Raw genomic sequence first — 25,109 nt, 5'->3', positions numbered from 1 at the left:
TTTTTATTTGATAAAGAGTAACCAGATACCAGTGAACAGTGCACCAATGGCCATACCGAAATAGACGATGATATAGCTCCAGTAAGTGCTGGGTTCTTTAGCGCGAGAAATGATCATTGGCGTCTGCGAACCTTTCACTGTTTTCTCGACGATACCGGAACGCAGTCCCTTCAGGCCTTCTCTGCACGTCCAGAGAACAATCATCAGTACGCCAATAACGATAAAGATCGTTTTTCCTTCCATGCTTATTTTCCTTGTTTCTTTTGTAATTCGAGTAATTGTTCAGGCGTGACCGCCGGATACCCCTGCGCATCGTCCGGTACCTGATGCATGGTAGGGATGGGCACCAGTGGGCCTAAAAAACGAGGCTCACGTTTGAAAATGTAGAGATCGGCGAGTGCGCCAAAACGGGCACCAAATTCACGTACCCGCACGGTGAGCATATCTTTTGGCGAAGGTACGGCGTAGCACTGGGCCTGAATGCCCATATGCAGCGCAATAAACAAGGCGCGCTCACAGTGGAATCGTTGAGTAATAATGATGAAATCGTTGGTATCGAATACTTTACGCGTACGCACGATGGAGTCGAGCGTGCGGAACCCGGCGTAATCAAGCACGATGTCAGCGGGATCAACGCCTGCGGCAATCAGATCCTTACGCATCGTCATGGGTTCGTTGTAGCTTTGCTGGGCATTGTCGCCGCTTAACAGCAGATAGTTTACCTTCCCGCTGTTATAGGCGTTCAATGCGCCCTGAATGCGGTAGCGGTAATACTGATTGATGACGCCGGTGCGGTAATACTTCGCCGTGCCCAGAACCACACCGACCTGGCGGTAGGGTAAATCCTGCAGTTCGTCGTAAATGTAGGGAGCAGTCTTCCAGCTCATCCAGCGATCGAGTCCAAGCACAGTCAAAAGCAGCAAGCCTAACAGGACTAACAGGCTGTAAAACACGCGCTTTAACATGCAGAAAACTCGTTATTTGGATGGAATTTCAATCAGGCTACTGTACCGGAAGACGTAGCGCAAGAAACAGCAGTCTGATTGAGGGGATTTTAGGCATTCTGCATAGTGCCGGATAGCTGTGTAAACACCTTATCCGGCCTACGAAGCGATGTTATTGAGTCGATTAACCCAGGAGAACGCGCTCAATATTATTGCAGCCCAGTGCTTTCAGCGTGGCGGAGGTCGCATCCCACTGAATCAACGGCGCGTCGGCTTTTTCAGCCAGCACGGCGCGTTGGATATCTGGATAATCATAACCGTTCAGATTCAACAGGTTTAACGCGCCTTGCAGCGGTGGCAGGGTCGGGTTAAAGGCGGCATTTTCAGCATAGCTGCCGCTAAAAATACGGCCATCTTTACACTCCAGCGCCACGCCGCTTGGGGATTTGCTGTACGGCATATGACATCTGTTGGCAGCAGTGATTGCCGCTTGGGTCAACGCATCGCCCTGCAGCGCGAAGCCGTGATCCTGCTCGTCCATCAGCAGCGTTTTAATCTCCAGATCTTTCGGGCCGAAGGCATCTGGCAGGTAATCACGCAGCACGTGTGGTGCACGTCCCGGCAGATGAATCCGTAAATCAAGTCCGCTGTTCAGTTCGTTCATAAACTGGCGACAGTGGCCGCACGGCGTGTAGTTGACGGTGATGGCGGCGAGCCCTTTTTCACCGCGCAGCCAGGCATGGCTGATAGCGCTTTGCTCGGCATGAACAGTTTGCTGCATGGTCGCGCCCAGGAACTCCATGTTCCCACCGAAGTACCAGTTGCCGCTGATGCCGCGAGAAATTGCCCCAACGTTGAAGTTGGACAGCGGAGTACGTGCGCAGGCCGCAGCCAGCGGCAGCAGAGCGAATGCCAGCGCGTCTTCGTCCAGTCCCGATTCGCGTTTCAGCAAAGAGACCTGCTCAGCAGTTAGCATGGCGGGGAAATGTGCATCCGCCAGAACAGGGGCCAGGGCTGATTGCAAGTTATCCGCGAGTTGGGCAAAAGCAGTTTGAAAACGTGGATGCATGGCGATGCCTCATAACAATGTAATGGAATCGTAGTTTACGGGCCTGTTATGGCTTTATATGTGATCCAAATCTCATTGTGTATGCAACTTATGAAACTTAAATGAAAAATGTGCAACGCATCGCAAATAAATAGCTAAAAAATGAAGATTAACCCACCACTGCCAGAATAATCGGGAACAGGAACGGGGCAACCAGTGAGGTAATAATGCCGCAGATGACCAGCGCCAGTGAGCTAAACGCACCTTCCTGATAGTCCAGTTCCGCACAGCGTGCGGTGCCCAGGGCGTGCGACGCGGTGCCCATTGCCAGCCCACGAGCGGCCTTAGTGCGGATACGCATGGCATTGAGTAACGTATGACCAAATACCGCCCCGAGAATGCCGACAAAAATGACGCATACGGCGCTGATCGCCGGAATGCCGCCAATACTGCCTCCCACGGCCATAGCGATAGGCGTGGTGACCGATTTTGGCATGATAGACGCGGCAATTTGCGGTGATGCGCCCATCAACAAGGCGATTGTTGTACCTGTTACCATCGCCACAACGCTCCCGGCAAAACAGATAGCAATGATTGATTTCCAGCGGGCGCGAATCTGGTGCAACTGTTCGTATAACGGATAGGCCAGCGCGACCACGGCAGGTTGCAGCAAATCGTTCAGCACTTCGCTGCCTTTGAAATAGTGATCGTAGGGAATACCGGTCAGCAGCAGAATGGGAATAATCACCACCATGGCAACCAGCAGCGGATTCAGCAAAGGCATTTTAAAGCGAGCTGCGAGCTTACGTGCGCCAAAAAATACCGCCAGCGTAAGAGGTAACGACCACCAGATATACGACATCATTTTTTTGCTTTAGCCTCTTTTTGCCCAACGATTTTGCGCTCACCGTGCACAATGTGCGAGCTCCAGCTCACCACCAGGAAAACGACCAGCGTACTGATGGTACAAGACACCACCACCGGACCAAATTGCGCGCGCAGCAGGTCAAAGTACTGCATGATCCCCACGCCAATCGGGACAAACAACAGGGCCATATAGCGAATCAGCACGTAGCAGCCGGGGTTAACCCATTTTGCCGGTAACACCTGCAAAGCCAGTAAAACAAACAGAATCAGCATGCCGATAATGCTGCCCGGAATGGTGATAGGGAGTAGCGATGCAAGAAAAATACCTGCATAGAGGCAGGCATAAATCAGGACGAATGCGCGCAAATATTGCCAGATAACGTTCAGTGCTTTGCTCATAGTTGAAACCCTTGACGAGACTTATTCATCATACAATTAAACTTAAAAACGTGCTACCGATCACATCATGAATTCTAAGCATAGAGGACATAGATATCTGGAACATCGGGCGATGGCCCTAACTCTCCGCGCTAAACTTGTGCCAGGTAGTACAGAAAACGATTCAGGGCGGTAGTAGGCGTTTCGTTGTTGCGCCAGAATACGCCGACGCTGCCTTTTTGTTCAATCTTCGGCAGATTCAGGATAGCCAGTTGTCCCTGGGCGGCATACCGTTGTGCCAGCCGTAGAGAAAGAATAGAGATCATGTCGCTACTTTGCAGCAGGTTGGTACTGACGTTGATTGATGCCGATTCAATGATGTTTTCCGGCAACATTACGCCGTTATCAACCAGCGCGTTATCAATGCTTATCCGGATAGGGGTTCCTGTCGGCCAGACAATCCAGCGCCAGTTAGCCAGATCGTGCCAGGTGAGCAGGGGATATTTTGCCAAGGGATGATCGGGGCGGGCGACGAAACAGACCGGCTCGGTATACAGCACTTGATAATTGAGCGGCAACTGAAGCGCCCGACCGCCGACCCGACCGACGACGACATCCACCGAACCCGCGAGCAGATCGTGCAGCAGCGGGGTCATCACTTTCTCTTCAATATTTAGATGCAGGGTTGGCAGTTCTGTGAGCAAACCCAGTATTGCCTGTGAAACACAGTCGGTCGCTACCGGCGAGCAGCCAATCTTCAGACTCCCTACAAGGCCGCCTTGCTTAAAACGGGCGATTTCATACTGCGAACGCTCCATATCATTGATCAGGCGTTGGGCATGTTGCAGTAGCAACTTGCCGCCTTCGGAAGGACGCAAGCCTTTACTGTGACGTTCAAAGAGCGTGATGCCAATCTCATCTTCGAGCTGTGATAACCATTTCGACAACGCGGGCTGGGTGATATTCATCATCCGGGCGACGTGCGTCAGATTTCCCTGTTCGCCCAGCGCGATAAGCGTTTGCAGGTGTTGCAACTTCAGTTTCTGCGCCCAGTTTGCCATTTGCTATAACCTCCAGGTTATGCCTCTGCATGAAAAGCCATTGTACATTTCATCTCCAAACATACAAAGTCGCAACATACCTAAAACAAAACAGACATCTACTCTACCTGCACTGAGGCATTCACTATGACTCAACAACGTGATCTACAAGCACTGATCGATTCCGCCCCCGTCGGTAAGACCCAGTGGCGCGTTATCATCTGCTGTTTTCTGGTTGTCATGCTCGACGGATTTGATACCGCGGCGATTGGTTTTATCGCACCCGATATTCGCACTCACTGGCAGCTGACTGCCGGCGATCTGGCACCGCTGTTTGGCGCTGGTCTGCTGGGGCTGACCGCTGGCGCACTGCTCTGTGGCCCGCTGTCCGACCGTTTTGGCCGCAAACGAGTGATAGAACTCTGCGTGGCGCTGTTCGGTGCGCTCAGTCTAATTTCGGCTTTTTCACCCGATCTGCAAACGCTGGTTATTTTGCGCTTTCTTACCGGCTTAGGGCTGGGCGGCGCGATGCCGAATACCATTACTATGACCTCGGAATACCTGCCCGCGCGTCGGCGTGGCGCACTGGTCACCATGATGTTCTGTGGCTTTACTCTGGGATCGGCAATGGGCGGTATCGTCAGCGCACAGCTGGTGCCGGTGATTGGTTGGCACGGCATTCTGGTGCTGGGAGGCGTTCTACCGCTAATGCTGTTTGTTGCTCTGCTGTTTGCGCTACCGGAATCCCCGCGCTGGCAGGTTCGTCGTCAACTGCCGCAAAATGTGATTGCCAGAACCGTCAGTGCCATCACCCGGGAACGTTATGACAATACCCATTTTTATCTCAACGAAGGTGCCGCGATAGCTAAAGGCAGCATTCGCCAGCTGTTCGTTGGGCGACAGCTGCCTATTACTCTGATGCTATGGGTAGTGTTCTTTATGAGCCTGCTGATTATTTATCTGCTCTCCAGCTGGATGCCAACGCTGCTTAACCATCGTGGAATTGATCTGCAGCATGCCTCCTGGGTAACTGCCGCCTTCCAGATTGGAGGAACGCTGGGGGCACTGGCGCTGGGCGTGCTGATGGACAAATACAATCCTTTCCGCGTGCTGGCCGTGAGTTATGCGCTGGGCGCAGTGTGCATCGTCATGATTGGCCTGAGCGAAAACGGTCTGTGGCTGATGGCACTGGCTATTTTTGGCACCGGCATCGGCATTAGCGGTTCTCAGGTTGGTCTTAATGCGTTAACCGCCACGCTTTATCCGACACAAAGTCGGGCGACGGGCGTCAGCTGGTCTAATGCAGTGGGGCGCTGCGGCGCGATTGTCGGCTCGCTTTCCGGCGGGGTGATGATGGCGATGAATTTCTCATTCGATAACCTGTTTTTCATTATTGCCGTCCCGGCGGCCATCAGCGCGTTAATGCTTACGCTGCTGACGGTTGTTATCCGCCAGTCGGCCTCTGCCTCAAATACTCTGCCACGCGCAGGTGTTGTGAATGAATAAGGAGAATCCCTATGTCTGAACTGAATCAGGACGTTAAGAACAGCCGTCAGCAGTTTTACCAGCATATTTCCGGGCAGAATCTGACCCCGCTGTGGGAGTCGCTGCACCGCCTGGTGCCGCCAACACCGAACGCACATTGCGCGCCTGCGTACTGGAACTATCAGGAGATCCGCCCGCTGCTGCTGGAAAGTGGCGATCTGATTGGCGCGAAAGAGGCGATTCGCCGCGTGCTGGTGCTGGAAAACCCAATGCTGCGTGGACAGTCTTCAATCACCCCAACGCTGTACGCGGGATTGCAGTTAATTATGCCGGGCGAGGTTGCGCCGAGTCATCGTCATAATCAGTCTGCGCTGCGTTTTATTGTCGAAGGGAAAGGGGCATTTACCGCCGTGAACGGTGAGCGCACCCAAATGCATGAAGGCGATTTTATTCTGACGCCGCAGTGGCGCTGGCACGATCACGGCAACCCGGGCAGTGAACCGGTGGTGTGGCTGGACGGTTTGGATCTGCCGTTGGTGAACCTGCTGGGCTGCGGCTTTGCGGAAGACTACCCGGAAGATCAGCAGCCGGTCACGCGCAAGGAAGGGGATTACTTACCGCGCTACGCGGCCAATATGCTGCCGCTGCGTCATCAGAAAGGTAACTCATCGCCGATTTTTAACTATCGCTACGATCGCAGCCGTGAAGCACTGCATGACCTGACCCGCATGGGCGACGCCGATGAGTGGGACGGTTACAAGATGCGTTACGTCAACCCGGTAACCGGCGGTTATCCCATGCCTTCGATGGGGACCTTCCTGCAACTGTTGCCGCAGGGCTTTTCCTCACGAATGGCGCGTACCACCGACAGCACTATCTACCACGTGGTGGAAGGAAGTGGGCAGGTCACCATCGGCAATGAGACCTTCAACTTTTCGCCAAAAGATATCTTTGTGGTGCCGACCTGGCACGGCGTGTCGTTCCAGACCCGCGAAGATACCGTCTTATTCAGTTTTTCGGACAGACCGGTTCAGGAAGCACTGGGGTTGTTCCGCGAAGCACGCTATTAATTTGGGAGAGAGAAAATGACGCAATACGTATTTGAACCACAAGCGCCTGTTACCGTTCCGGTTGTTGGCTGTGATGAACAATTTCCTGTGCGCCGTGTTTACTGCGTGGGCCGTAACTATGCCGCCCATGCCCGTGAAATGGGCTTTGATCCGGATCGCGAACCGCCGTTCTTTTTCTGTAAACCTGCCGATGCGGTAGTCCCGGTGGCGGCTGGTCAGATCCTCGAACTGCCGTACCCATCGCAAACCGATAACTATCACTATGAGATAGAGCTGGTGGTGGCGATTGGCAAAAAGGGCAGCGATATTCCGCTGGAAAAAGCGCACGAATATATCTGGGGCTATGCCACCGGTCTGGATATGACCCGCCGTGATCGGCAGATGGAGATGCGCCAGATGGGGCGTCCGTGGGAAATTGGCAAAGCGTTTGATCTCTCCGCACCCATCGCGCCGCTGCATAAAGCCAGCGAAAGTGTGGATGTTAACAATGCGCCAATCTGGTTGCAGGTCAACGGCGACGATCATCAGCGTAGCGATATTCGCCACCTCATCTGGTCTGTGAATGAAACCATCAGCTATCTGTCTGGTTTCTTTGAACTGCAGCCGGGCGATCTGATCTACACCGGTACCCCAGAAGGCGTGGGGGCGGTAGTTAAAGGGGATGTGATCACCGGAAACGTAGACGGTTTAACCCCCATCGCCGTGAAGATTGTCTGAGGTGGATGATGAAGCTGTACAGTTTCTTTAATAGCTCGGCGTCATATCGGGTGCGCATTGCGCTGGCGCTGAAGGGGCTGGATTACCAGACGGTGGGCGTCAACATTCGCATCGGTCAGCAGAACGAACTGGCCTACCGACGGATGAACCCGGTGGGACTGGTGCCGACTCTGGTGACCGATGACGGAGAATCACTTGGGCAGTCGCTGGCAATAATTGACTGGCTGGATGGCCACTTTCCGCAAACGCCACTGCTGCCTGCCGACTTCCCGGTGCGCAGTAAGGTGCTGGAAATTGTCTATGCCATCGCCTGTGATATCCACCCGGTGAATAACATGCGGGTACTGCGCTACCTGAGCGAAGAGTTAAAGGTCAGTGAAGAAGATAAAAAACGCTGGTATGCACACTGGATCCAGCAAGGGTTAAGCGCGGTGGAACAGATGCTGCGCCAGAGTCATTCGGGGAAGTTCTGCGTGGGTGATACGCCGACGCTGGCGGATTGCTGTCTGATCCCACAGTGGGCGAATGCGTTACGTATGGGGTGCGATCTGAGCGGATATCCGCGCTGTAAGGCGGTATATGATGCCTGTACTCAGCTTCCGGCGTTTATCGCCGCCGCGCCCGAGAATCAACAAGATAAAATTCCAGCCTGATAAGGAGAACGACAATGGCTAAAGTGACACGCGCAATTATCGTGGGTGGCGGGATTGGCGGCGCGGCGACCGCGCTATCGCTGGCCCGTCAGGGCATTAAAGTGATGTTGCTGGAGAAAGCGCACGAGATTGGTGAAATTGGCGCGGGTATTCAGCTCGGGCCGAATGCATTCTCTGCTCTGGACAGCCTTGGCGTGGGGGAAATCGCCCGCCAGCGCGCCGTTTTTACCGACCACATCACGATGATGGATGCGGTAAATGCGAAAGAGGTGGTCCGCATTGAAACCGGCCAGGCGTTCCGCGATCACTTTGGCGGTCCTTATGCGGTTATCCATCGGGTTGATATTCACGCCAGCGTTTGGGAAGCGTCGCTGGTGCATCCTAACGTTGAGTATCGCACTTCAACTAACGTGGTTGATATCCGCCAGACAGAGAATGACGTGACGGTATTTGACGAGCACGGCAACAGCTGGACGGCGGATATTTTGGTCGGCTGTGACGGTGTGAAGTCGGTTGTCCGCCAGTCTCTGATTGGCGATGCGCCACGGGTTACCGGACACGTGGTCTATCGCGCCGTGATTGATTGCGATGATATGCCGGAGGATTTACGCATTAACGCACCGGTGCTGTGGGCCGGACCACACTGTCACCTGGTGCACTATCCGCTGCGCGGCGGTATGCAATATAACCTGGTGGTGACCTTCCACAGTCGTCAGCAGGAAGAGTGGGGCGTGAAGGATGGCAGCAAAGAGGAAGTGCTCTCCTATTTTGCGGGTATCCATCCGCGCCCGCGCCAGATGCTGGATAAACCGACATCATGGCGGCGCTGGTCCACTGCCGACCGCGAGCCGGTAGAAAAATGGGGAATCGACCGCATCACGCTGGTGGGAGACGCCGCGCACCCGGTTGCGCAATATATGGCGCAGGGTGCCTGTATGGCGTTGGAAGACGCGGTAACGCTCGGTAAAGCGCTACAGCAGTGTGGTGGCGATGCGGCTGATGCCTTTGCGCTGTATGAGTCGGTGCGTATTCCGCGTACCGCACGCATCGTCTGGTCAACGCGTGAAATGGGCCGTGTCTACCACGCCGCAGGCGTCGAGCGGCAGGTGCGTAATCTGCTGTGGAAAGACAAATCGCAGGCGGAGTTTTATCGCGGTATGGAATGGCTGTACGGTTGGAAAGAAGATAACTGCCTGTTGCCGCGCTGAGCCTCTTTAATCTCCCGAACGGAGGCGCTACCATAGCGCCTCTTTTTTTGCGGGTGACGATATGCGTGTTTTACTGGCGCCGATGGAAGGCGTGCTCGACTCACTGGTGCGCGAGCTGCTGACTGAAGTGAATGATTACGATCTGTGCATCACCGAGTTTGTGCGCGTGGTGGATCAGCTCCTGCCGGCAAAAGTATTTCATCGACTCTGCCCGGAACTGCATAACAACAGCCGGACGCCATCCGGCACGTTGGTTCGCATTCAGCTGTTAGGACAGTATCCGCAGTGGCTGGCGGAGAATGCCGCACGCGCGGTAGAACTGGGCTCATACGGTGTCGATCTAAACTGTGGCTGTCCATCGAAGCTGGTGAACGGTAGCGGCGGTGGCGCAACGTTATTGAAAGATCCTGAGCTTATCTACCGGGGCGCAAAAGCTATGCGCGAGGCGGTCCCGGCTCATCTTCCGGTGACAGTGAAAGTTCGTCTGGGCTGGGACAACAGCGACCGGCAGTTTGAAATTGCCGATGCCGTCCAGCAGGCTGGCGCCAGCGAACTGGCCGTGCATGGCCGAACCAAGGAGCAGGGCTATAAAGCCGAACATATCAACTGGCAGGCGATCGGTGAGATCCGCCAGCGGCTTTCCATTCCGGTTATCGCGAATGGTGAAATCTGGGACTGGCAGAGCGCCCAGGATTGTATGGCTATCAGCGGATGCGATGCGGTGATGATCGGACGTGGCGCATTAAATATTCCGAACCTGAGCCGCGTGGTGAAATACAACGAGCCGCGTATGCCGTGGCCTGAAGTCGTGACGCTGTTGCAAAAATATACCCGCCTTGAAAAGCAGGGGGACACCGGGCTGTATCATGTAGCGCGGATTAAGCAGTGGTTAGGGTATTTGCGCAAAGAATATTCAGAGGCAACAGAACTGTTTCAGGAAATTCGTGCGTTAAATAATTCGCCGGATATCGCACGTGCGATTCAGGCTATCGAGATTACTGCCTGATCTCAGTTCCAGTAGGCCGGATAAGGCGTTTACGCCGCCATCCGGCATCAGAGAGAATAATAGCCTGAGATTTCTGCTATCAGGCCTGGGCGAAATGACGACATCAGAAAATCATCTTAAACACGCCTGTTACCACCAATAGCCCAATCAGAAAAATAATCAGAATTACCCACAGCAGAATTTTCATTAACTTTCCTTTTTTTGGTAAGTTCAGATTGAGTATAGGAAAGTATTAATCATTCTGCCTGGAGGCGTTGTTATGCTGGTTTACGTGCGCTGAGCAGAAACACCATCGGCCGCTCTTTTTCTTCATCTAAAGCCGGGTTTTCAGCAATCTGTTGCGCGGACGGTCCCCATTCATCGACACAAACGATCTCGAATCCGGCGGCAATCAGCGCATTAATCCAGGTCGCCAGCTTACGGTGCTGTTTTTTGACGCCTTCAGCAAACCAGTTACTGATGCGCTCACCTTCCTGCTGATAATGATTAACCGGCCAGGACAGCTGCCCGGATTTATCTTTTATCCAACCCTGATTAAGCGGTGCGGTATAAATTGGATGCTCGGCAGAGAAAACTAACATACCGCCTGGTGTTAATGACTGGTAAATGGTTACGAATAATCGTTCTATATCGTGCAAATAGTGCAGGGCAAGCGAGCTATAAACCAGGTCAAAAGAAATTGGGGACAGGGTTAGCGTTTCGAGATCTTCACGCTGATAAACGATGCCATTACCCTGCGTCATACTGTGTGCCTGGGTTAACATCTTTTGTGAAATATCCAGTCCCATTACACTGGCTGCCTGATTATCGCGCGCGTAGCGGCAAAACCAACCATATCCACAGCCCAAATCAAGAATATTTTTGCCTTGAAGAGAGGGGAGCATCGCTTGTATTGTCGGCCATTCTGGCGCGCCGTCGAGTCCCTTTACTGAACGATCCAGCGTGGCATATCCGGCAAAGAACTCAGGATCGTCATAGATATTCTGTGACATAACATCTCCATCCATTAATTATTAAAATTATTTAATCTATATTATTCACGAGGTGTATATTTTTCTGATTATATATTTTTATTGCCAAAGATGTATTGCCACGCGTAACTAAAAAAGCAACAGCGACAAGTCGTAATCTCTGCACATCTTTTCTTACCTGTATATCTCCATGAATCGTAATTCTGTGTTTGTCACGACGGCATTGTTGCCGCTTTTTGTTCTGATGTCTGGCTGCGCGCCGATGCATGATGACCGTCAGTCTCTGTCACAGCAGACGCCTGCCGCAAATGTCGATACCACATTGCCTGCCGCGTTAAAAAATGGCTGGCCGGACAGCCAGTGGTGGAAGGCATATCACGACCCCCAGCTTAATGCGTTGATTGACAGCACGTTGCGAAATTCTCCTGATATGCAGGTCGCGGAACAGCGCATTCAACTGGCGGAGGCGCAGGCTAAGGCCGTGGAAGCGCAAGATGGCCCGGAGATCGACTTCTCCGCAGACGTTGAGCGTCAGAGAATGTCAGCTGAGGGGCTGATGGGACCTTTCGCCATAACCGATCCCGCAGCAGGAACCACGGGGCCGTGGTATACCAACGGTACTTTTGGTTTAACTGCCGGCTGGAATCTGGATCTGTGGGGTAAGAATCGGGCCGAAGTGACTGCGCGCATTGGAGCCGTTAAGGCGCGTGAAGCTGAGCGCGAGCAAACCCGGCAGCTGCTGGCGAGCGGTGTCTCCCGTCTTTACTGGGAATGGCAGACGCAGGCCGCACTGAAAACCGTGCTGACGCAAATCGAAAGCGAGCAGCAAAATGTGATTACCGTCGATCGTCAACTGTATCAAAACGGCCTCACTTCTTCGGTGGAAGGTGTTGAAACCGATATCGATTCCAGCAAGACGGAGCAGCAACTGAACGATGTCAGCGGTAAAATGAAGGTGATTGAGGCGCGCCTAAGCGCGTTGAGCAACTCGCAGTCCGTTGCCCTGAAGCTCCATTCGACCAAACTGCCCGTGGTTGAAAGTCAGCTTCCGTCCCAGCTAGGTTATTCGCTGCTGGCCCGTCGACCAGATTTGCAGGCAGCACACTGGTACATTGAGTCATCGCTGAGCAGTATTGATGCGGCGAAAGCGGCGTTTTATCCCGATGTGAATCTGATGGCATTTTTACAACAGGATGCGTTACATCTGAGTGACCTGTTCCGCCATTCCGCGCAGCAAATGGGCGTAACCGCCGGGCTGACGCTGCCTATCTTTGACAGTGGCAGACTGAATGCGAATCTCGATATTACGAAAGCGCAAAGTAATCTGACGGTGGCGAATTACAACAAAGCTGTGGTGGATGCGGTGAATGACGTGGCACGTGCGGCATCGCAGGTAGAAACACTGGCGCAGAAAAATCAGCATCAGCAGCAGATTGAACATGACGCTCAGCGCGTAGTGGGGCTGGCACAGGCGCGCTTTAATGCGGGTATTATTGCGGGCTCCAGGGTTAGCGAGGCAAAGATCCCGGCATTACGTGAACAGTGCAACGGTCTGATTTTACAAGGCCAGTGGCTGGATGCCTCAATCCAGTTGACCAGTGCGCTGGGCGGCGGTTATCACGCATCCTGATTGTTCGGCCCGCCGGTGTTCCGCTGTCGGGCCATCTTCATTGCGCTTTACGCGTGCTTCGGCGTTTCATCCACCAGCGGACGCCCGCGACTATCCCGATAACCAGCACCAGCCAGATGCCATGCTTGATATGCTGGTCAAGGCTGTGCAGCCACGGCGCGATCACTTCGCCACCGACGTAGCCGAGGGTGGTAAATAGCAATGCCCAGACAAACGCGCCAAGAATATTCAGCGGTAAAAATATCTTCGGCGGCAGGTGACTGGCGCCAATCAGTAAGGGACCAATAACGCGAAAGCCGTACATAAAGCGCGTACCGACCACAAACAGGTAAGGACGCCGTTGGATCATTTTCTGCGCATAATGAATTTTCGCCTGATGGCGCGAGAAACGACGCAGAATTTTGCCGCCAAAACGACGTCCGAGTAAATAGAGCAACTGATCGCCAATCATCCCACCTAGTGCGACCGAGAGTACCACCAGCGGGAATTTCAGGACTCCCTGATGCGCCACGACGCCGCCTAACAGGGTAATGGTTTCACCTTCCGCCAGGCTGCCGATGATTAACGCAGCATAGCCGTACTGCGCAACATAATGCGTTATATCCATACGTTGTATGACCTCCACGGTAATAGCATACACCCTATGAATACTTGATGCCGGAAAAGACGCATAGTAGCGCTTAACGTCGTTCCGTTCCCTAATGCCTGATGGCGCTTCGCTTATCAAGCCTACGGCTTACACACTTTTTACCCGGCGCTTCGGTATTTTTCATGTGTACATAAAATAATCAAAAGCTGAATTATACTTGAAGTGTTGAGGTCCGGAGCTGACAAGAAGGGGGCGGTATGAACCATGTCTGGGGGCTGTTTTCCCATCCCGATCGTGAAATGCACGTGATCAACAGCGAAAACGAAAGTGTTTCGCATCACTATACCCACCATGTACTACTGATGGCGGCAATCCCGGTTGTTTGCGCGTTTATCGGTACCACGCAAATCGGCTGGAATTTTGGCGATGGCAATATCCTGAAGTTATCTCTGTTGACCGGATTTGCGATGGCAATTCTGTTTTACGGGGTGATGCTGGCAGGCGTCGCCGTCATGGGCCGGGTTATCTGGTGGATGGCACGTAATTACCCGCAGCGCCCGTCGTTGGCGCATTGCATGGTCTTTGCCGGATATGTCGCGACGCCGCTGTTTTTAAGCGGGCTGGTCGCACTTTATCCGCTGGTCTGGCTGTGCGCATTGGTGGGGACCATTGCGCTGTTTTACACCGGTTATTTACTCTATCTCGGCATTCCGACGTTCCTGAATATCTCTAAAGAGGAAGGCCTGAGCTTTTCCAGTTCGACGCTGGCGATCGGTGTGCTGGTGCTGGAAGTTCTGCTGGCGATTACGGTAATCCTGTGGGGTTACGGCTATCGGTTATTCTGACGGATAAACCTGTCTGCGCTGCGTTGTTGACGTAAAAGTCAGCAACGCAGCATTTCGAGACGATTCTCCTGTGGCGGCAAACCTGCCGGATCGCTATGATGCCTGAGCTAGCTTGAGATAATACTTAGTCTCTGGCGGTGTGCGTTGTGACGTGCGTGAACCATTATCAGAAATCTCATCATGCTGAAATTCCGAGTTTCATTATTAAGCCTTGCCCTGGTGCTGGCCGTTCCTTTTGCACCCCAAGCCGTGGCTAAAACGGCAACTACCGCAGCAGCTTCTCAGCCTGAGATAGCGTCCGGTAGCGCGATGATTGTTGATCTGAATACCAACAAAGTTATCTATTCGAACCACCCGGACCTTGTGCGTCCGATTGCGTCGATTACCAAATTAATGACCGCGATGGTAGTGCTTGATGCGCGACTGCCGTTGGATGAGAAGCTGAAAGTTGATATCAGCCAGACGCCGGAAATGAAAGGCATCTACTCTCGTGTGCGACTGAACAGTGAAATTAGCCGTAAAGACATGCTGCTGCTGGCGCTGATGTCATCAGAAAACCGTGCGGCGGCGAGCCTGGCGCATCATTACCCTGGCGGTTATAACGCGTTTATTAAGGCCATGAATGCCAAAGCGAAAGCGCTCGGCATGACTCAGACACGCTTTGTGGAACCAACCGGCTTATCGATTCATAACGTCTCGACCGCTCGTGATTTAACCAAGCTGCTGATCGCCAGCAAGCAGTATCCGCTGATTGGCCAGTTAAGCACCACGCGTGAAGATATGGCGACCTTTGCCAACCCGGCTTATACGCTGCCATTCCGTAACACCAACCATCTGGTATACCGCGATAACTGGAATATTCAGTTAACCAAAACCGGGTTTACCAATGCGGCAGGCCACTGTCTGGTGATGCGCACCGTGATCAATAACAAACCGGTGGCGCTGGTGGTGATGGATGCGTTCGGTAAATATACCCACTTTGCCGATGCCAGCCGTTTACGTACCTGGATCGAAACGGGCAAGGTGATGCCGGTTCCGGCAGCGGCGCTGAGCTATAAAAAGCAAAAAGCGGCGCAGATGGCAGCGGCGGGTTCAGCGACGAGCGAGCAAACTGCACAGAACGATTAAATAAGACACCTCATCCGGCATACACATAGCTAATGTAGCGGTAGGCCGGGCAAGCGAAGCGCCCCCGGCAACATGCCCGGTGGCGCTTATCTTTTTCTGGTTTACGACTCTTTCCAGAACTTTTGCTTACTCGTTTTACCAATCCCCGGATTCATACTGTTGGTGGGGTCATTCTCGCGGTAAAAACGGGTTAATGTTTCCGGTGCTTTATACAGATGTCCGACGTTATGCTCTGCTGGATACTGTGCTCCGCGCTCGTGCAGAAGCTCCAGCATCTGCTCTTTCAGCGCATGCGCATCCACGCCTTTTTTCACGATGTAATCCTGGTGGAAGACGTAGCACATAAAGTGGCCGTAATAGAGTTTGTGCACTAGTTGGCTGTCGATCTCTGCAGGCAGATGCTCGTACCATTCGGTGTCGTTACGGCGCAGCGCGATATCCAGCGCCAGAATATCTTCCACTTCATCGGCATGTACGGCCTGATAACGAATCGCCGCGCCAGCCGCCGCAAAGCGATGCAAAAACGCCTTGCTGCCTTCTTCCGGCGTACAGGCAAAGAAGTCGCCTTCAGCGGTTTTGAAAAACTCGCTTAGCCAGTTTTGCGCTTCAGCCACGCCACCACCGGCCATTTTTAACAGCAGGTGATGTTCGTACTTATCGCGCCAGCTTTTCATGCGCGCGGGTAAGTGGCTGGGGAACAAATGGCCAAATTTCTGCATTGCCCGATCGGTGAAATGTGGACGGAAAATTTTCACTTTTTCCAGCATCGCATCGGTGCGACCTTTCAGGGTGAAGAAGAACGGCATTTTGTCGGTGCCGAGCTTGTCGATCATCAGAAACGTATCTTTGCCGTATTGCTCAGCGATGTCATAAATATCGCGGTGCATATATTCACCGGCGACCGGCAGATGCTCAAATTTTGCCAAAATATGACGGCGGATCTCCGTCAGCACCTCTGGCTGGTTGGTACCGATGTAAAAGACCTGCTGGTTTTTTTCGGCTTCGAAGGTGTCCAGACGCACCGCAAAAACCGCGAGCTTGCCTGCACAACCGGATGATTCAAACAACCGATCCGGGTCGGCGTTATAGCGAGCGGGCGTGTCCGCCTCAATATCTCTGACGCGGGTAACGTAGTCGTGATCGTGTGCATGACGCCCGTCATGGCGCACATCGTCATCTTTGATCCGCTCGTCATCAAGTTTGCTCAGGATCTGTTCCGGTGTCTGGCCCAGTTCGATACCCAGATGGTTAACCAGCTGTAATTTACCCTGCTCGTCAATACGCGCAAACAGCGACATCTCCGTGTATGCCGGACCGCGCTGAACCAGCGAGCCGCCGGAGTTGTTACAAATACCGCCAATCACTGAAGCGCCGATACAGGAAGATCCGATCACCGAATGCGGCTCACGGCCAAACGGTTTGAGCGCTTTTTCCAGTGAATAAAGCGTGGTGCCGGGATAGGCCAGCACCTGTTCGCCTTTGCCGATGACGTGCAGCTTATCAAGGCGCAGGGTGCTGATAATGACAATCTCGCGGTCGTAATCATTACCGCTCGGCGTAGAGCCTTCGGTCAGGCCAGTGTTGGCGGCCTGCATCAGGATAATTTTATCTGCGGCGACGCAAGCGTTGAGGACGCGCCACAGTTCTAAAAGCGAGCCAGGGAACACCACGGCGAGTGCATCGCCCTGACCGGAGCGGAATCCCTTGCGATAGCGGGCGGTTTTAGCAGGGTCTGTGAGCAGGTGTGAATGACCTACCAGACGGGTCAGTTCATTCAGAAAAGCTTTATTATCTGTTGTAATGGAAGACATTCTCCACTCCTTGTGGTGGGACTCAATATCAGAAACAAGCATAGCGCTTTGTATGACAATACGCTTTCTCATTCACATTGTCTCTGGGTTGTCTTCCACTGAGTCGCGTTGGTTTCGAAAATTAGGAGAATAACCTTAGCTTTCTTTATCGCTCCCGTTTAGTCTTACGGCAAACTGCGGTTTTTGTTATATTTTCGCTGCCTCGTCGGGAAAAAATAAAGAGAGAATCAACATGAAATGGCTATGTTCTGTAGGTGTCGCGGTGAGTCTGGCGTTGCAACCAGCGCTGGCGGACACGCTGTTTGGTAACCATCCTCTGACGCCAGAAGCGCGGGATGCATTCGTTACCGATTTACTTAAACAGATGACCGTGGATGAGAAAATTGGGCAACTACGCTTGATAAGCGTCGGGCCTGATAACCCGAAAGAAGCCATCCGCGAGATGATCAAAGACGGGCAGGTTGGGGCAATTTTTAACACCGTCACGCGCCAGGATATCCGCAAAATGCAGGATCAGGTGATGGAGCTCAGCCGCCTGAAAATTCCTCTCTTTTTTGCCTACGACGTATTGCACGGTCAGCGTACCGTGTTCCCTATAAGTCTCGGCCTGGCGTCCTCTTTTAATCTCGATGCGGTCAGAACCGTTGGCCGTATTTCCGCGTATGAAGCTGCCGATGATGGTCTGAATATGACCTGGGCGCCAATGGTCGATGTCTCTCGCGATCCGCGCTGGGGCCGTGCTTCAGAAGGTTTTGGTGAAGACACGTATTTAACGGCTACGATGGGTAAAACCATGGTGGAAGCGATGCAGGGGAAAAGCCCGGCTGACCGCTATTCGGTGATGACCAGCGTCAAGCACTTCGCCGCCTATGGCGCGGTTGAAGGTGGCAAGGAATATAACACCGTCGATATGAGTCCACAGCGTCTGTTCAACGACTATATGCCGCCGTATAAAGCCGGGCTGGATGCCGGTAGCGGTGCGGTGATGGTGGGTCTTAATTCGCTAAACGGTACGCCTGCAACCTCAGACGCCTGGCTGTTAAAAGACGTGCTGCGTGATGAGTGGGGCTTTAAGGGGATTACCGTTTCCGATCACGGCGCGATTAAGGAACTGATTAAGCACGGTACCGCCTCCGATCCTGAAGATGCGGTGCGTGTGGCGATCAAGTCCGGCATCAACATGAGTATGAGCGATGAGTATTACAGCAAATATCTGCCGGGCTTGATTAAATCCGGCAAAGTGACGATGGCGGAGCTGGACGACGCCGCGCGCCACGTGCTGAACGTGAAATATGATATGGGGCTGTTTAACGATCCGTACAGCCATCTGGGGGCCAAAGAATCTGACCCACAGGACACCAACGCAGAAAGCCGTTTGCATCGCAAAGAGGCGCGTGAAGTGGCGCGCGAAAGCCTGGTGCTGCTGAAAAACCGTCTGGAAACGTTGCCGCTGAAAAAATCGGCCACAGTGGCGGTTGTCGGTCCGCTGGCCGACAGCAAGCGTGATGTGATGGGCAGTTGGTCCGCCGCCGGTGTTGCCGATCAGTCGGTAACGGTACTGACGGGGATTAAAAATGCCGTCGGCGATCAGGGCAAAGTGCTGTACGCCAAAGGGGCGAATATCACCAACGACAAAGGCATTGTCGATTTCCTCAACCTGTATGAAGAAGCGGTAAAGGTTGACCCGCGTTCGCCGCAGGCGATGATCGATGAAGCCGTTAACGCCGCGAAGCAATCTGATGTGGTTGTCGCGGTAGTCGGTGAAGCGCAGGGCATGGCGCATGAAGCCTCCAGCCGCACCGATATCACCATTCCACAAAGTCAGCGTGACCTGATTGCCGCGCTGAAAGCCACGGGTAAACCGTTGGTTCTGGTGTTGATGAACGGTCGTCCGCTGGCGCTGGTGAAGGAAGATCAACAAGCCGATGCGATCCTCGAAACCTGGTTTGCCGGGACGGAAGGCGGTAACGCCATCGCCGATGTGCTGTTTGGTGATTACAATCCGTCAGGCAAGCTGCCGATGTCTTTCCCGCGCTCTGTTGGACAGATCCCGGTCTATTACAGCCATCTCAATACCGGTCGTCCGTATAACGCCGATAAGCCGAACAAGTACACGTCGCGCTACTTTGATGAAGCCAATGGTCCGTTGTATCCCTTTGGTTATGGCCTGAGCTACACCACGTTTACGGTTTCTGATGTGAAGCTCTCTTCTCCGACGATGAAGCGTGACGGAACCGTGACGGCCAGCGTGCAGGTGACCAACACCGGCAAGCGCGAAGGTGCAACGGTGATTCAGATGTATTTACAGGATGTGACCGCCTCCATGAGTCGTCCGGTAAAACAGCTGAAAGGTTTTGAAAAAGTGAATCTTAAGCCAGGTGAAACTCAGACCGTCAGCTTCCCGATTGATATTGAAGCGCTCAAATTCTGGAACCAGCAGATGAAATACGATGCAGAACCTGGCAAATTTAACGTTTTCATCGGCGTGGATTCCGCCAGAGTGAAGCAGGGCGAATTTGAACTGCTGTAATAGATGAATATAGTCATGCAGCATGCCTGATGGCTCTACGCTTATCAGGCTGACAAAGTCGTATCATCCGGCAAATTCACATTGGGTTTGCCGGATTTTTTTTATTGTATTATCGCCTTACCGCTAATAACTCTCAGCGTTACCACCCAATTGCCAGGTTAAGGCTTGATTTTTCGACTATGCTTTTTCCTCAAGTCTCTGAAAAGGGCCGCAAAAGGATGAGGAGTACAGCATGATAATCTCAAAAGTATCGGTGGGTTCGCTGGTGCTGTTAGCCGCGATCAGCCTACCCTTACAGGCCGCGTCACCCGTCACGGTTGGTTCAAAAATAGATACCGAAGGGGCGCTGCTCGGCAACATTATTTTGCAGGTGCTCGAAAGCCATGGCGTGAAAACTGTCAATAAAGTACAGCTGGGCACCACCCCAGTAGTGCGTGGGGCAATCACCTCCGGTGAGCTGGATATTTATCCGGAATATACCGGTAATGGCGCATTCTTTTTTAAAGATGAAAATGATCCGGCGTGGAAAAATGCGCAGGCCGGTTTCGAGAAAGTGAAAAAGCTGGATGCAGAGCAAAATAAGCTGGTCTGGCTAACGCCTGCACCCGCCAATAATACCTGGACTATTGCGGTACGCCAGGATGTCGCGCAAAAGAACAAGCTTGAGTCCCTTGCTGATTTAGGCCGCTACCTGAAAGACGGGGGAACGTTCAAACTTGCTGCCTCTGCTGAATTTATCGAACGGGCTGACGCGTTGCCTGCGTTTGAAAAAGCCTATGATTTCAAACTGAATCAAAATCAGCTGTTGTCGCTAGCTGGGGGAGATACCGCGGTGACGATTAAAGCAGCGGCGCAGCAGACTTCTGGAGTCAATGCGGCGATGGCTTATGGCACCGATGGCCCGGTTGCGGCGCTCGGTCTGCAAACTTTAAGCGATCCCAAAGGTGTCCAGCCCATTTATGCGCCAGCACCCGTCGTACGTGAATCGGTGCTGAAAGACTACCCGCAAATGGGAGAATGGCTACAACCGGTTTTTGCCAGCCTGGATGAAAAAACGTTGCAGCAGCTGAATGCCAGTATTGCCGTGGAGGGGCTGGATGCGAAAAAAGTTGCAGCAGACTACCTGAAGCAAAAAGGATGGGTGAAGTAACGGAGTTTGCAGCAGGTGGGTGTTTTGTCAAAGATTTCAGTTAATCGGGTGCTGTTGTTACTGGTACTTCTTACCTTCGTGGCGGCAGCGCTGCCTTTCATTAGCTATGCGCCTAATCGCCTGGTCTCCGGTGAGGGGCGCCAACTCTGGGATATCCGGCCCGACATGGCGTGGGGATTGGCAGTAGCCTGTTCGCTGCTGTTTCTTCTGTGCTTTGTACCGGGAAAGCCCGGCAATATATTGACGCTTGTTATTAGCCAGTTGCTGGTTATTGCAGCACTGGTAACCGCAGGAACAACGGCAACGTATCTGGCCCAGACGGGAAGTCCACTGGCCAGAACCAGCCTGGGCAGCGGGTTCTGGTTGGGGCTAGGACTAATGTTGCTGGCCGCCAGTGACGCCATTCGTCGCATAACCGAGCTGGCATCATGGCGTTGGCTGTTGCACGCGCAAATGTTTATTTTTCCGCTGGTGCTTTTGTTCTCCGGCACGTTTAACGATCTATCCCTGCTTAAAGAATATGCCAACCGTCAGGATGTCTTCAACGACGCCCTGGCGCAGCATCTGACAATTCTGTTCGCTACCGTGGTGCCCGCGCTGCTTATTGGTGTGCCGTTGGGCATCTGGTGTGCTTTCTCTGTCTCCCGTCAGGGGCCGGTTTTTGCGGTACTGAATATCATCCAAACTATTCCCTCAGTCGCGCTGTTTGGCCTGTTAATTGCGCCCCTTGCCGGGTTGGTGAAGCACTTTCCTTTGTTGGGTTCGCTCGGCGTCGCCGGAACCGGCCTGACGCCTGCGCTTATTGCGTTAGTGCTGTATGCGCTGTTACCGCTGGTACGTGGCGTTGTGGCTGGGTTGAATCAGGTGCCGCAGGATGTACTGGAAAGCGCCCGAGCGATGGGGATGAACACTTTCCAGCGATTTGTCTCGGTGCAGTTCCCGCTGGCATTGCCGGTCTTCTTGCGCAGTTTACGGGTAGTGATGGTGCAAACGGTGGGAATGGCGGTGATTGCTGCGCTGATTGGCGCAGGGGGATTTGGCGCGCTGGTCTTTCAGGGATTGCTCAGTAGCGCCGTCGATTTAGTGTTGCTGGGCGTGATCCCGGTTGTGGTACTGGCGGTATTGATTGATGCGCTGTTTGATTTAGGGCTCGCGCTGCTAGAGGTATCGAATAATGATTGAATTTCGCCATGTCAGTAAAACCTATGGCCAGCAAAAAGCCGTTGACGACCTTAATCTGCGGTTGGGGGAGGGCAGCTTTTCGGTGTTAATTGGCACGTCAGGTTCCGGGAAATCCACCACGCTGAAAATGATCAATCGGCTGGTTGAACATGACAGCGGACAGATTCGCTTTGCCGGGGAAGAGATCCGCAGCCTGCCGGTGCTGGAGTTAAGGCGGCGCATGGGATACGCGATTCAGTCTATTGGCTTGTTTCCCCACTGGACAGTCGCGCAGAACATCGCCACGGTGCCGCAGCTACAAAAGTGGTCGCGTTCTCGTATTGATGACCGAACAGACGAACTGATGGCGCTGCTGGGTCTTGAGGACAGTTTGCGCCATCGTTACCCGCATCAGCTGTCTGGCGGGCAACAGCAGCGGGTCGGAGTGGCGCGTGCCCTGGCGGCAGATCCGCAGGTTCTGCTGATGGATGAGCCTTTTGGCGCGTTGGATCCGGTCACCCGCGGCGCGCTGCAGCAGGAGATGACGCGTATTCATCGTCTGCTCGGGCGTACCATTGTGCTGGTGACGCATGATATCGACGAGGCGCTAAGGCTGGCGGAGCATCTGGTTCTGATGGATGCAGGAAAGGTAGTACAGCAGGGCACGCCGCTGTCGATGCTGACAGCACCGGCGAACGAATTCGTGCAAACATTCTTTGGCCGTAGTGAACTGGGCGTACGTCTGTTGTCGCTTCGCACGGTAGGGGATTTTATCCGTCGCGGTGAACACACAGCCGGTGAACCGTTGGTAGATGAAATGACGCTGCGTGATGCGTTGTCGGTGTTCGTAGCGCGCGGTTGCGACGTCTTGCCGGTCGTGACCCCGCAGGGGGTGTCCTGCGGGACGCTTCATTTTCGTGATTTGCTTTCGGAGATGCCGACCCGTGAAACGTCTTGCTGATCCGTTGTTATGGCTTATTGTCCTGTTTCTGGTCCTGTTAGTTGGGTTGCCTCATAGTCAGGCCTTGTTCAGTGCGCTATTTCCGGCGCTACCGCGTCCCGTGTATCAGCAGGAAAGTTTTGCGGCGCTGGCACTGAGCCATTTTGGCCTGGTGGGGATTTCAAGCCTGATTGCCGTACTCATTGGCACCGGGGCCGGTATAGCGGTAACTCGGTCCTGGGGCGCGGAATTCAGGCCGATGGTGGAAACCATCGCCGCCGTGGGGCAGACCTTTCCGCCAGTTGCGGTGTTGGCGATCGCCGTACCGGTGATGGGATTTGGTCCTGAACCGGCAATTATCGCGTTGATCCTGTATGGCGTATTACCGATCTTGCAGGCAACGCTGGCGGGACTCGGCGGAATTTCACCCAGCGTGATGGATATTGCCAGCGGAATGGGCATGAGTCAGGGGCAGCGGCTGCGTAAAGTCGAGTTGCCGCTGGCGGCCCCGGTGATTCTGGCCGGGATTCGCACGTCGGTGATTATTAATATCGGCACCGCAACCATCGCCTCAACCGTCGGGGCAAACACGCTGGGTACGCCGATTATTATCGGGCTGAGTGGGTTCAATACCGCCTATGTGATTCAGGGAGCGCTGCTGGTCGCGCTGGCGGCGGTAATTGTTGACCGCGGGTTTGAGAAATTAGCGAGGCATCTTACCCGGCACGTAAAATAAAAGTATAGCCTGCCAGCATGACACCGCCGATACCGCCGATGGCCATCAGCAGGAAGAGGGTAATGACACCGATTTTAGCTACGCTCATTATGCACTCCTTATGTGAATTCAAGGATTGTACACGTTTGTTAATAGAATATTAAGAGCCTGGATCATTAGGCGTTATTGGCGCAGACAGTTTGAACACGGCCAGCGCGGAAGAACCGGAGCGTACACGTAGTACGTGAGGATTATTCGCTACGCTCACCCTCCGGGCCGCCCTAAAGGGCGTTCAAAACTCTCTGAGTGTTGTCTGAGCACTGCCCAGGTTCGAAATGGCAAGCAAAATAGCCCTAATGGGCCAGGCTCTAAATACCGAGTGGATAAATATCGTGACCCAACGCGCGCCATTCGTTCAGCTGTTGCTGCTGTGCGGGCGTTTGGTTCTCGCCGCACCAGACAAGCAAGGTGCGACCTTCAAACAGCTCCGGTCGCAGTTGGTTCAGCGAATGGGCAAGGACGTCAATGCGCCATCCCTGCTGGCTGGCGACCCAACCTTCCAGCCATAAACGGGTCGTATCCTGAATGTTCCAGCCAACCACCAGAGCATCTTTCCCCTGTTTCTTACGTGCTGAGGCCAGACAAATAGCGATGTAGTTGATCAGTACGCCGTCGAGGATCCCCAGTAACGCCTGCAGGATCGGCTGTTGGCATTGCAGACGTCGGCGTAACGGAATGAACAAATGGGTATTGAGCGTTTGTGCGGGATAATCCTGGCCACGCTCTTTGATCCAAAGTCTGAGACTATGCAGATTATTACTTTGCAAATAGCTCAACAGCGTCTCTTGTTGTTCACGCCAACCGTTATGCACATCAATGCTCTCATTGCTGAGCAACATTTTAACCTTGCTGACCTGAACACCGTTGTTTATCCAGCGTTTTATCTCGCGGATCCGGTCGATATCCGCATCGTTAAACAGGCGATGCCCGCCGTCTGTCCGCTGCGGTTTAAGTAATCCGTAACGCCTCTGCCACGCGCGTAAAGTGACAGGGTTGATATCACAAAGCAAAGCCACTTCACCTATTGTGTAAAGCGCCATCGTCGTCTCACTCTTGCTCGCGAGGTCCCAGTTTTACTTTAGACGCTCTTTTGCGAACCAGGTAGTTTTGTCTGTTTTTTGATCTATGAATGGGTGAATTTGTAACCATGCTCGCGCTTTCGA

General features: G+C 53.4%; 26 protein-coding genes. 14 read left to right on the top strand and 12 right to left on the bottom strand.

Annotated elements, in window-relative coordinates:
- Positions 1-3 precede the first annotated feature (3 nt).
- From OGX83_RS16035 to OGX83_RS16010, 6 genes are all read right to left on the bottom strand, one after another.
- Positions 4-243, bottom strand: coding sequence for a DUF2542 family protein (locus OGX83_RS16035; RefSeq protein WP_003834502.1), 240 nt, complete (start codon positions 241-243; stop codon positions 4-6).
- Positions 244-245: 2 nt separating this feature from the next.
- Positions 246-965, bottom strand: coding sequence for an outer membrane permeability protein SanA (gene sanA / locus OGX83_RS16030; RefSeq protein ID WP_003027383.1), 720 nt, complete (start codon positions 963-965; stop codon positions 246-248).
- A 163-nt stretch (positions 966-1,128) separates the two neighbouring features.
- On the bottom strand, positions 1,129-2,013 hold the full coding sequence (gene cdd / locus OGX83_RS16025; protein WP_048234909.1) for a cytidine deaminase: 885 nt from the start codon (positions 2,011-2,013) through the stop codon (positions 1,129-1,131).
- 148 nt (positions 2,014-2,161) lie between these two features.
- Positions 2,162-2,857 carry a CidB/LrgB family autolysis modulator gene (locus tag OGX83_RS16020; RefSeq protein WP_003027380.1) on the bottom strand — a complete coding sequence of 232 codons (696 nt, stop codon included), beginning with the start codon at positions 2,855-2,857 and terminating at the stop codon, positions 2,162-2,164.
- Positions 2,854-3,258, bottom strand: a complete 405-nt coding sequence (locus tag OGX83_RS16015) for a CidA/LrgA family protein (protein WP_003834497.1) — start codon at positions 3,256-3,258, stop codon at positions 2,854-2,856. Before OGX83_RS16015 ends, OGX83_RS16020 begins: the two co-directional genes overlap by 4 nt.
- A gap of 131 nt (positions 3,259-3,389) precedes the next feature.
- On the bottom strand, positions 3,390-4,298 hold the full coding sequence (locus tag OGX83_RS16010) for a LysR substrate-binding domain-containing protein (RefSeq protein ID WP_008785262.1): 909 nt from the start codon (positions 4,296-4,298) through the stop codon (positions 3,390-3,392).
- A gap of 126 nt (positions 4,299-4,424) precedes the next feature.
- Between OGX83_RS16010 and mhbT the strand changes: the two genes are divergently transcribed.
- The 6 genes from mhbT to dusC all read left to right on the top strand — a co-directional run bounded on the left by mhbT (position 4,425) and on the right by dusC (position 10,416).
- Positions 4,425-5,783: a 3-hydroxybenzoate transporter MhbT gene (gene mhbT / locus OGX83_RS16005; protein WP_286588535.1), complete on the top strand. Its 1,359-nt coding sequence runs from the start codon at positions 4,425-4,427 to the stop codon at positions 5,781-5,783.
- Between the two features lie 11 nt (positions 5,784-5,794).
- Positions 5,795-6,832, top strand: coding sequence for a gentisate 1,2-dioxygenase (gtdA, locus tag OGX83_RS16000; protein ID WP_286588533.1), 1,038 nt, complete (start codon positions 5,795-5,797; stop codon positions 6,830-6,832).
- Between the two features lie 15 nt (positions 6,833-6,847).
- Positions 6,848-7,549, top strand: coding sequence for a fumarylacetoacetate hydrolase family protein (locus OGX83_RS15995; RefSeq protein ID WP_032943989.1), 702 nt, complete (start codon positions 6,848-6,850; stop codon positions 7,547-7,549).
- An 8-nt stretch (positions 7,550-7,557) separates the two neighbouring features.
- Positions 7,558-8,202 carry a maleylacetoacetate isomerase gene (gene maiA / locus OGX83_RS15990; RefSeq protein WP_286588802.1) on the top strand — a complete coding sequence of 215 codons (645 nt, stop codon included), beginning with the start codon at positions 7,558-7,560 and terminating at the stop codon, positions 8,200-8,202.
- 14 nt (positions 8,203-8,216) lie between these two features.
- Positions 8,217-9,410 carry a 3-hydroxybenzoate 6-monooxygenase gene (locus OGX83_RS15985; protein WP_286588530.1) on the top strand — a complete coding sequence of 398 codons (1,194 nt, stop codon included), beginning with the start codon at positions 8,217-8,219 and terminating at the stop codon, positions 9,408-9,410.
- A gap of 61 nt (positions 9,411-9,471) precedes the next feature.
- Positions 9,472-10,416, top strand: a complete 945-nt coding sequence (gene dusC, locus OGX83_RS15980) for a tRNA dihydrouridine(16) synthase DusC (protein WP_048215919.1) — start codon at positions 9,472-9,474, stop codon at positions 10,414-10,416.
- A 103-nt stretch (positions 10,417-10,519) separates the two neighbouring features.
- Here the strand turns inward: dusC and yohP are convergent, their stop codons facing one another.
- Both yohP and OGX83_RS15975 read right to left on the bottom strand, forming a co-directional pair.
- Positions 10,520-10,603, bottom strand: coding sequence for a small membrane protein YohP (yohP, locus tag OGX83_RS22895; RefSeq protein WP_015572324.1), 84 nt, complete (start codon positions 10,601-10,603; stop codon positions 10,520-10,522).
- Positions 10,604-10,673: 70 nt separating this feature from the next.
- Positions 10,674-11,408, bottom strand: a complete 735-nt coding sequence (locus OGX83_RS15975) for a class I SAM-dependent methyltransferase (RefSeq protein ID WP_286588528.1) — start codon at positions 11,406-11,408, stop codon at positions 10,674-10,676.
- A gap of 169 nt (positions 11,409-11,577) precedes the next feature.
- Between OGX83_RS15975 and mdtQ the strand changes: the two genes are divergently transcribed.
- Positions 11,578-13,017: a multidrug resistance outer membrane protein MdtQ gene (gene mdtQ, locus OGX83_RS15970; protein ID WP_128316785.1), complete on the top strand. Its 1,440-nt coding sequence runs from the start codon at positions 11,578-11,580 to the stop codon at positions 13,015-13,017.
- 37 nt (positions 13,018-13,054) lie between these two features.
- Here mdtQ and OGX83_RS15965 read toward each other — a convergent pair whose 3' ends face one another.
- Entirely contained in the window at positions 13,055-13,624 is a 570-nt protein-coding gene (locus OGX83_RS15965) for a DedA family protein (protein WP_003834476.1), read from the bottom strand.
- A gap of 239 nt (positions 13,625-13,863) precedes the next feature.
- Here OGX83_RS15965 and OGX83_RS15960 point away from each other — a divergent pair, with 239 nt between their 5' ends.
- Together OGX83_RS15960 and pbpG are read left to right on the top strand one after the other, a co-directional pair.
- Positions 13,864-14,451, top strand: coding sequence for a Yip1 family protein (locus OGX83_RS15960; RefSeq protein WP_003834475.1), 588 nt, complete (start codon positions 13,864-13,866; stop codon positions 14,449-14,451).
- A gap of 180 nt (positions 14,452-14,631) precedes the next feature.
- Entirely contained in the window at positions 14,632-15,579 is a 948-nt protein-coding gene (gene pbpG / locus OGX83_RS15955) for a D-alanyl-D-alanine endopeptidase (RefSeq protein ID WP_048234922.1), read from the top strand.
- A gap of 101 nt (positions 15,580-15,680) precedes the next feature.
- On the opposite strand, the gene dld is transcribed toward pbpG, so the two are convergent.
- On the bottom strand, positions 15,681-17,390 hold the full coding sequence (gene dld, locus OGX83_RS15950; RefSeq protein WP_020996666.1) for a D-lactate dehydrogenase: 1,710 nt from the start codon (positions 17,388-17,390) through the stop codon (positions 15,681-15,683).
- 232 nt (positions 17,391-17,622) lie between these two features.
- Between dld and bglX the strand changes: the two genes are divergently transcribed.
- The 5 genes from bglX to OGX83_RS15925 all read left to right on the top strand — a co-directional run bounded on the left by bglX (position 17,623) and on the right by OGX83_RS15925 (position 23,907).
- On the top strand, positions 17,623-19,920 hold the full coding sequence (gene bglX / locus OGX83_RS15945) for a beta-glucosidase BglX (protein ID WP_003834471.1): 2,298 nt from the start codon (positions 17,623-17,625) through the stop codon (positions 19,918-19,920).
- 232 nt (positions 19,921-20,152) lie between these two features.
- The gene (gene osmF / locus OGX83_RS15940) at positions 20,153-21,070 is read left to right on the top strand and encodes a glycine betaine ABC transporter substrate-binding protein OsmF (RefSeq protein ID WP_008785251.1); all 918 of its coding nucleotides are present in this window, start codon (positions 20,153-20,155) and stop codon (positions 21,068-21,070) included.
- 15 nt (positions 21,071-21,085) lie between these two features.
- Positions 21,086-22,252, top strand: coding sequence for an ABC transporter permease (locus tag OGX83_RS15935; RefSeq protein ID WP_286588524.1), 1,167 nt, complete (start codon positions 21,086-21,088; stop codon positions 22,250-22,252).
- Positions 22,245-23,192, top strand: a complete 948-nt coding sequence (locus OGX83_RS15930; protein WP_191215568.1) for an ABC transporter ATP-binding protein — start codon at positions 22,245-22,247, stop codon at positions 23,190-23,192. The genes OGX83_RS15935 and OGX83_RS15930 overlap by 8 nt, the downstream gene beginning before the upstream one ends.
- Positions 23,176-23,907 carry an ABC transporter permease gene (locus OGX83_RS15925; protein ID WP_250671978.1) on the top strand — a complete coding sequence of 244 codons (732 nt, stop codon included), beginning with the start codon at positions 23,176-23,178 and terminating at the stop codon, positions 23,905-23,907. The genes OGX83_RS15930 and OGX83_RS15925 overlap by 17 nt, the downstream gene beginning before the upstream one ends.
- Here OGX83_RS15925 and OGX83_RS15920 read toward each other — a convergent pair.
- Complete coding sequence (locus OGX83_RS15920) at positions 23,888-23,995, bottom strand: protein YohO (protein ID WP_042318015.1); 108 nt, start codon at positions 23,993-23,995, stop codon at positions 23,888-23,890. The two genes, OGX83_RS15925 and OGX83_RS15920, sit on opposite strands and share 20 nt — an antisense overlap.
- Positions 23,996-24,254: 259 nt before the next feature.
- Complete coding sequence (mlrA, locus tag OGX83_RS15915) at positions 24,255-24,986, bottom strand: HTH-type transcriptional regulator MlrA (RefSeq protein WP_003027351.1); 732 nt, start codon at positions 24,984-24,986, stop codon at positions 24,255-24,257.
- Positions 24,987-25,109: the final 123 nt, after the last annotated feature.

It is taken from the genome of Citrobacter sp. Cpo074, assembly GCF_030332745.1.
GTDB lineage: Bacteria > Pseudomonadota > Gammaproteobacteria > Enterobacterales > Enterobacteriaceae > Citrobacter > Citrobacter portucalensis.
Note: the sequence above shows the minus strand (reverse complement) of the source record. Positions and strands in the feature narration are given on the sequence as shown.

Coding starts and splice junctions, on each gene's coding strand:
- OGX83_RS16035 (WP_003834502.1), bottom strand. CDS start 243: ATGGAAGGAAAAACGATCTTTATCGTTATTGGCGTACTGATGATTGTT.
- sanA (WP_003027383.1), bottom strand. CDS start 965: ATGTTAAAGCGCGTGTTTTACAGCCTGTTAGTCCTGTTAGGCTTGCTG.
- cdd (WP_048234909.1), bottom strand. CDS start 2,013: ATGCATCCACGTTTTCAAACTGCTTTTGCCCAACTCGCGGATAACTTG.
- OGX83_RS16020 (WP_003027380.1), bottom strand. CDS start 2,857: ATGATGTCGTATATCTGGTGGTCGTTACCTCTTACGCTGGCGGTATTT.
- OGX83_RS16015 (WP_003834497.1), bottom strand. CDS start 3,258: ATGAGCAAAGCACTGAACGTTATCTGGCAATATTTGCGCGCATTCGTC.
- OGX83_RS16010 (WP_008785262.1), bottom strand. CDS start 4,298: ATGGCAAACTGGGCGCAGAAACTGAAGTTGCAACACCTGCAAACGCTT.
- mhbT (WP_286588535.1), top strand. CDS start 4,425: ATGACTCAACAACGTGATCTACAAGCACTGATCGATTCCGCCCCCGTC.
- gtdA (WP_286588533.1), top strand. CDS start 5,795: ATGTCTGAACTGAATCAGGACGTTAAGAACAGCCGTCAGCAGTTTTAC.
- OGX83_RS15995 (WP_032943989.1), top strand. CDS start 6,848: ATGACGCAATACGTATTTGAACCACAAGCGCCTGTTACCGTTCCGGTT.
- maiA (WP_286588802.1), top strand. CDS start 7,558: ATGAAGCTGTACAGTTTCTTTAATAGCTCGGCGTCATATCGGGTGCGC.
- OGX83_RS15985 (WP_286588530.1), top strand. CDS start 8,217: ATGGCTAAAGTGACACGCGCAATTATCGTGGGTGGCGGGATTGGCGGC.
- dusC (WP_048215919.1), top strand. CDS start 9,472: ATGCGTGTTTTACTGGCGCCGATGGAAGGCGTGCTCGACTCACTGGTG.
- yohP (WP_015572324.1), bottom strand. CDS start 10,603: ATGAAAATTCTGCTGTGGGTAATTCTGATTATTTTTCTGATTGGGCTA.
- OGX83_RS15975 (WP_286588528.1), bottom strand. CDS start 11,408: ATGTCACAGAATATCTATGACGATCCTGAGTTCTTTGCCGGATATGCC.
- mdtQ (WP_128316785.1), top strand. CDS start 11,578: ATGAATCGTAATTCTGTGTTTGTCACGACGGCATTGTTGCCGCTTTTT.
- OGX83_RS15965 (WP_003834476.1), bottom strand. CDS start 13,624: ATGGATATAACGCATTATGTTGCGCAGTACGGCTATGCTGCGTTAATC.
- OGX83_RS15960 (WP_003834475.1), top strand. CDS start 13,864: ATGAACCATGTCTGGGGGCTGTTTTCCCATCCCGATCGTGAAATGCAC.
- pbpG (WP_048234922.1), top strand. CDS start 14,632: ATGCTGAAATTCCGAGTTTCATTATTAAGCCTTGCCCTGGTGCTGGCC.
- dld (WP_020996666.1), bottom strand. CDS start 17,390: ATGTCTTCCATTACAACAGATAATAAAGCTTTTCTGAATGAACTGACC.
- bglX (WP_003834471.1), top strand. CDS start 17,623: ATGAAATGGCTATGTTCTGTAGGTGTCGCGGTGAGTCTGGCGTTGCAA.
- osmF (WP_008785251.1), top strand. CDS start 20,153: ATGATAATCTCAAAAGTATCGGTGGGTTCGCTGGTGCTGTTAGCCGCG.
- OGX83_RS15930 (WP_191215568.1), top strand. CDS start 22,245: ATGATTGAATTTCGCCATGTCAGTAAAACCTATGGCCAGCAAAAAGCC.
- OGX83_RS15920 (WP_042318015.1), bottom strand. CDS start 23,995: ATGAGCGTAGCTAAAATCGGTGTCATTACCCTCTTCCTGCTGATGGCC.
- mlrA (WP_003027351.1), bottom strand. CDS start 24,986: ATGGCGCTTTACACAATAGGTGAAGTGGCTTTGCTTTGTGATATCAAC.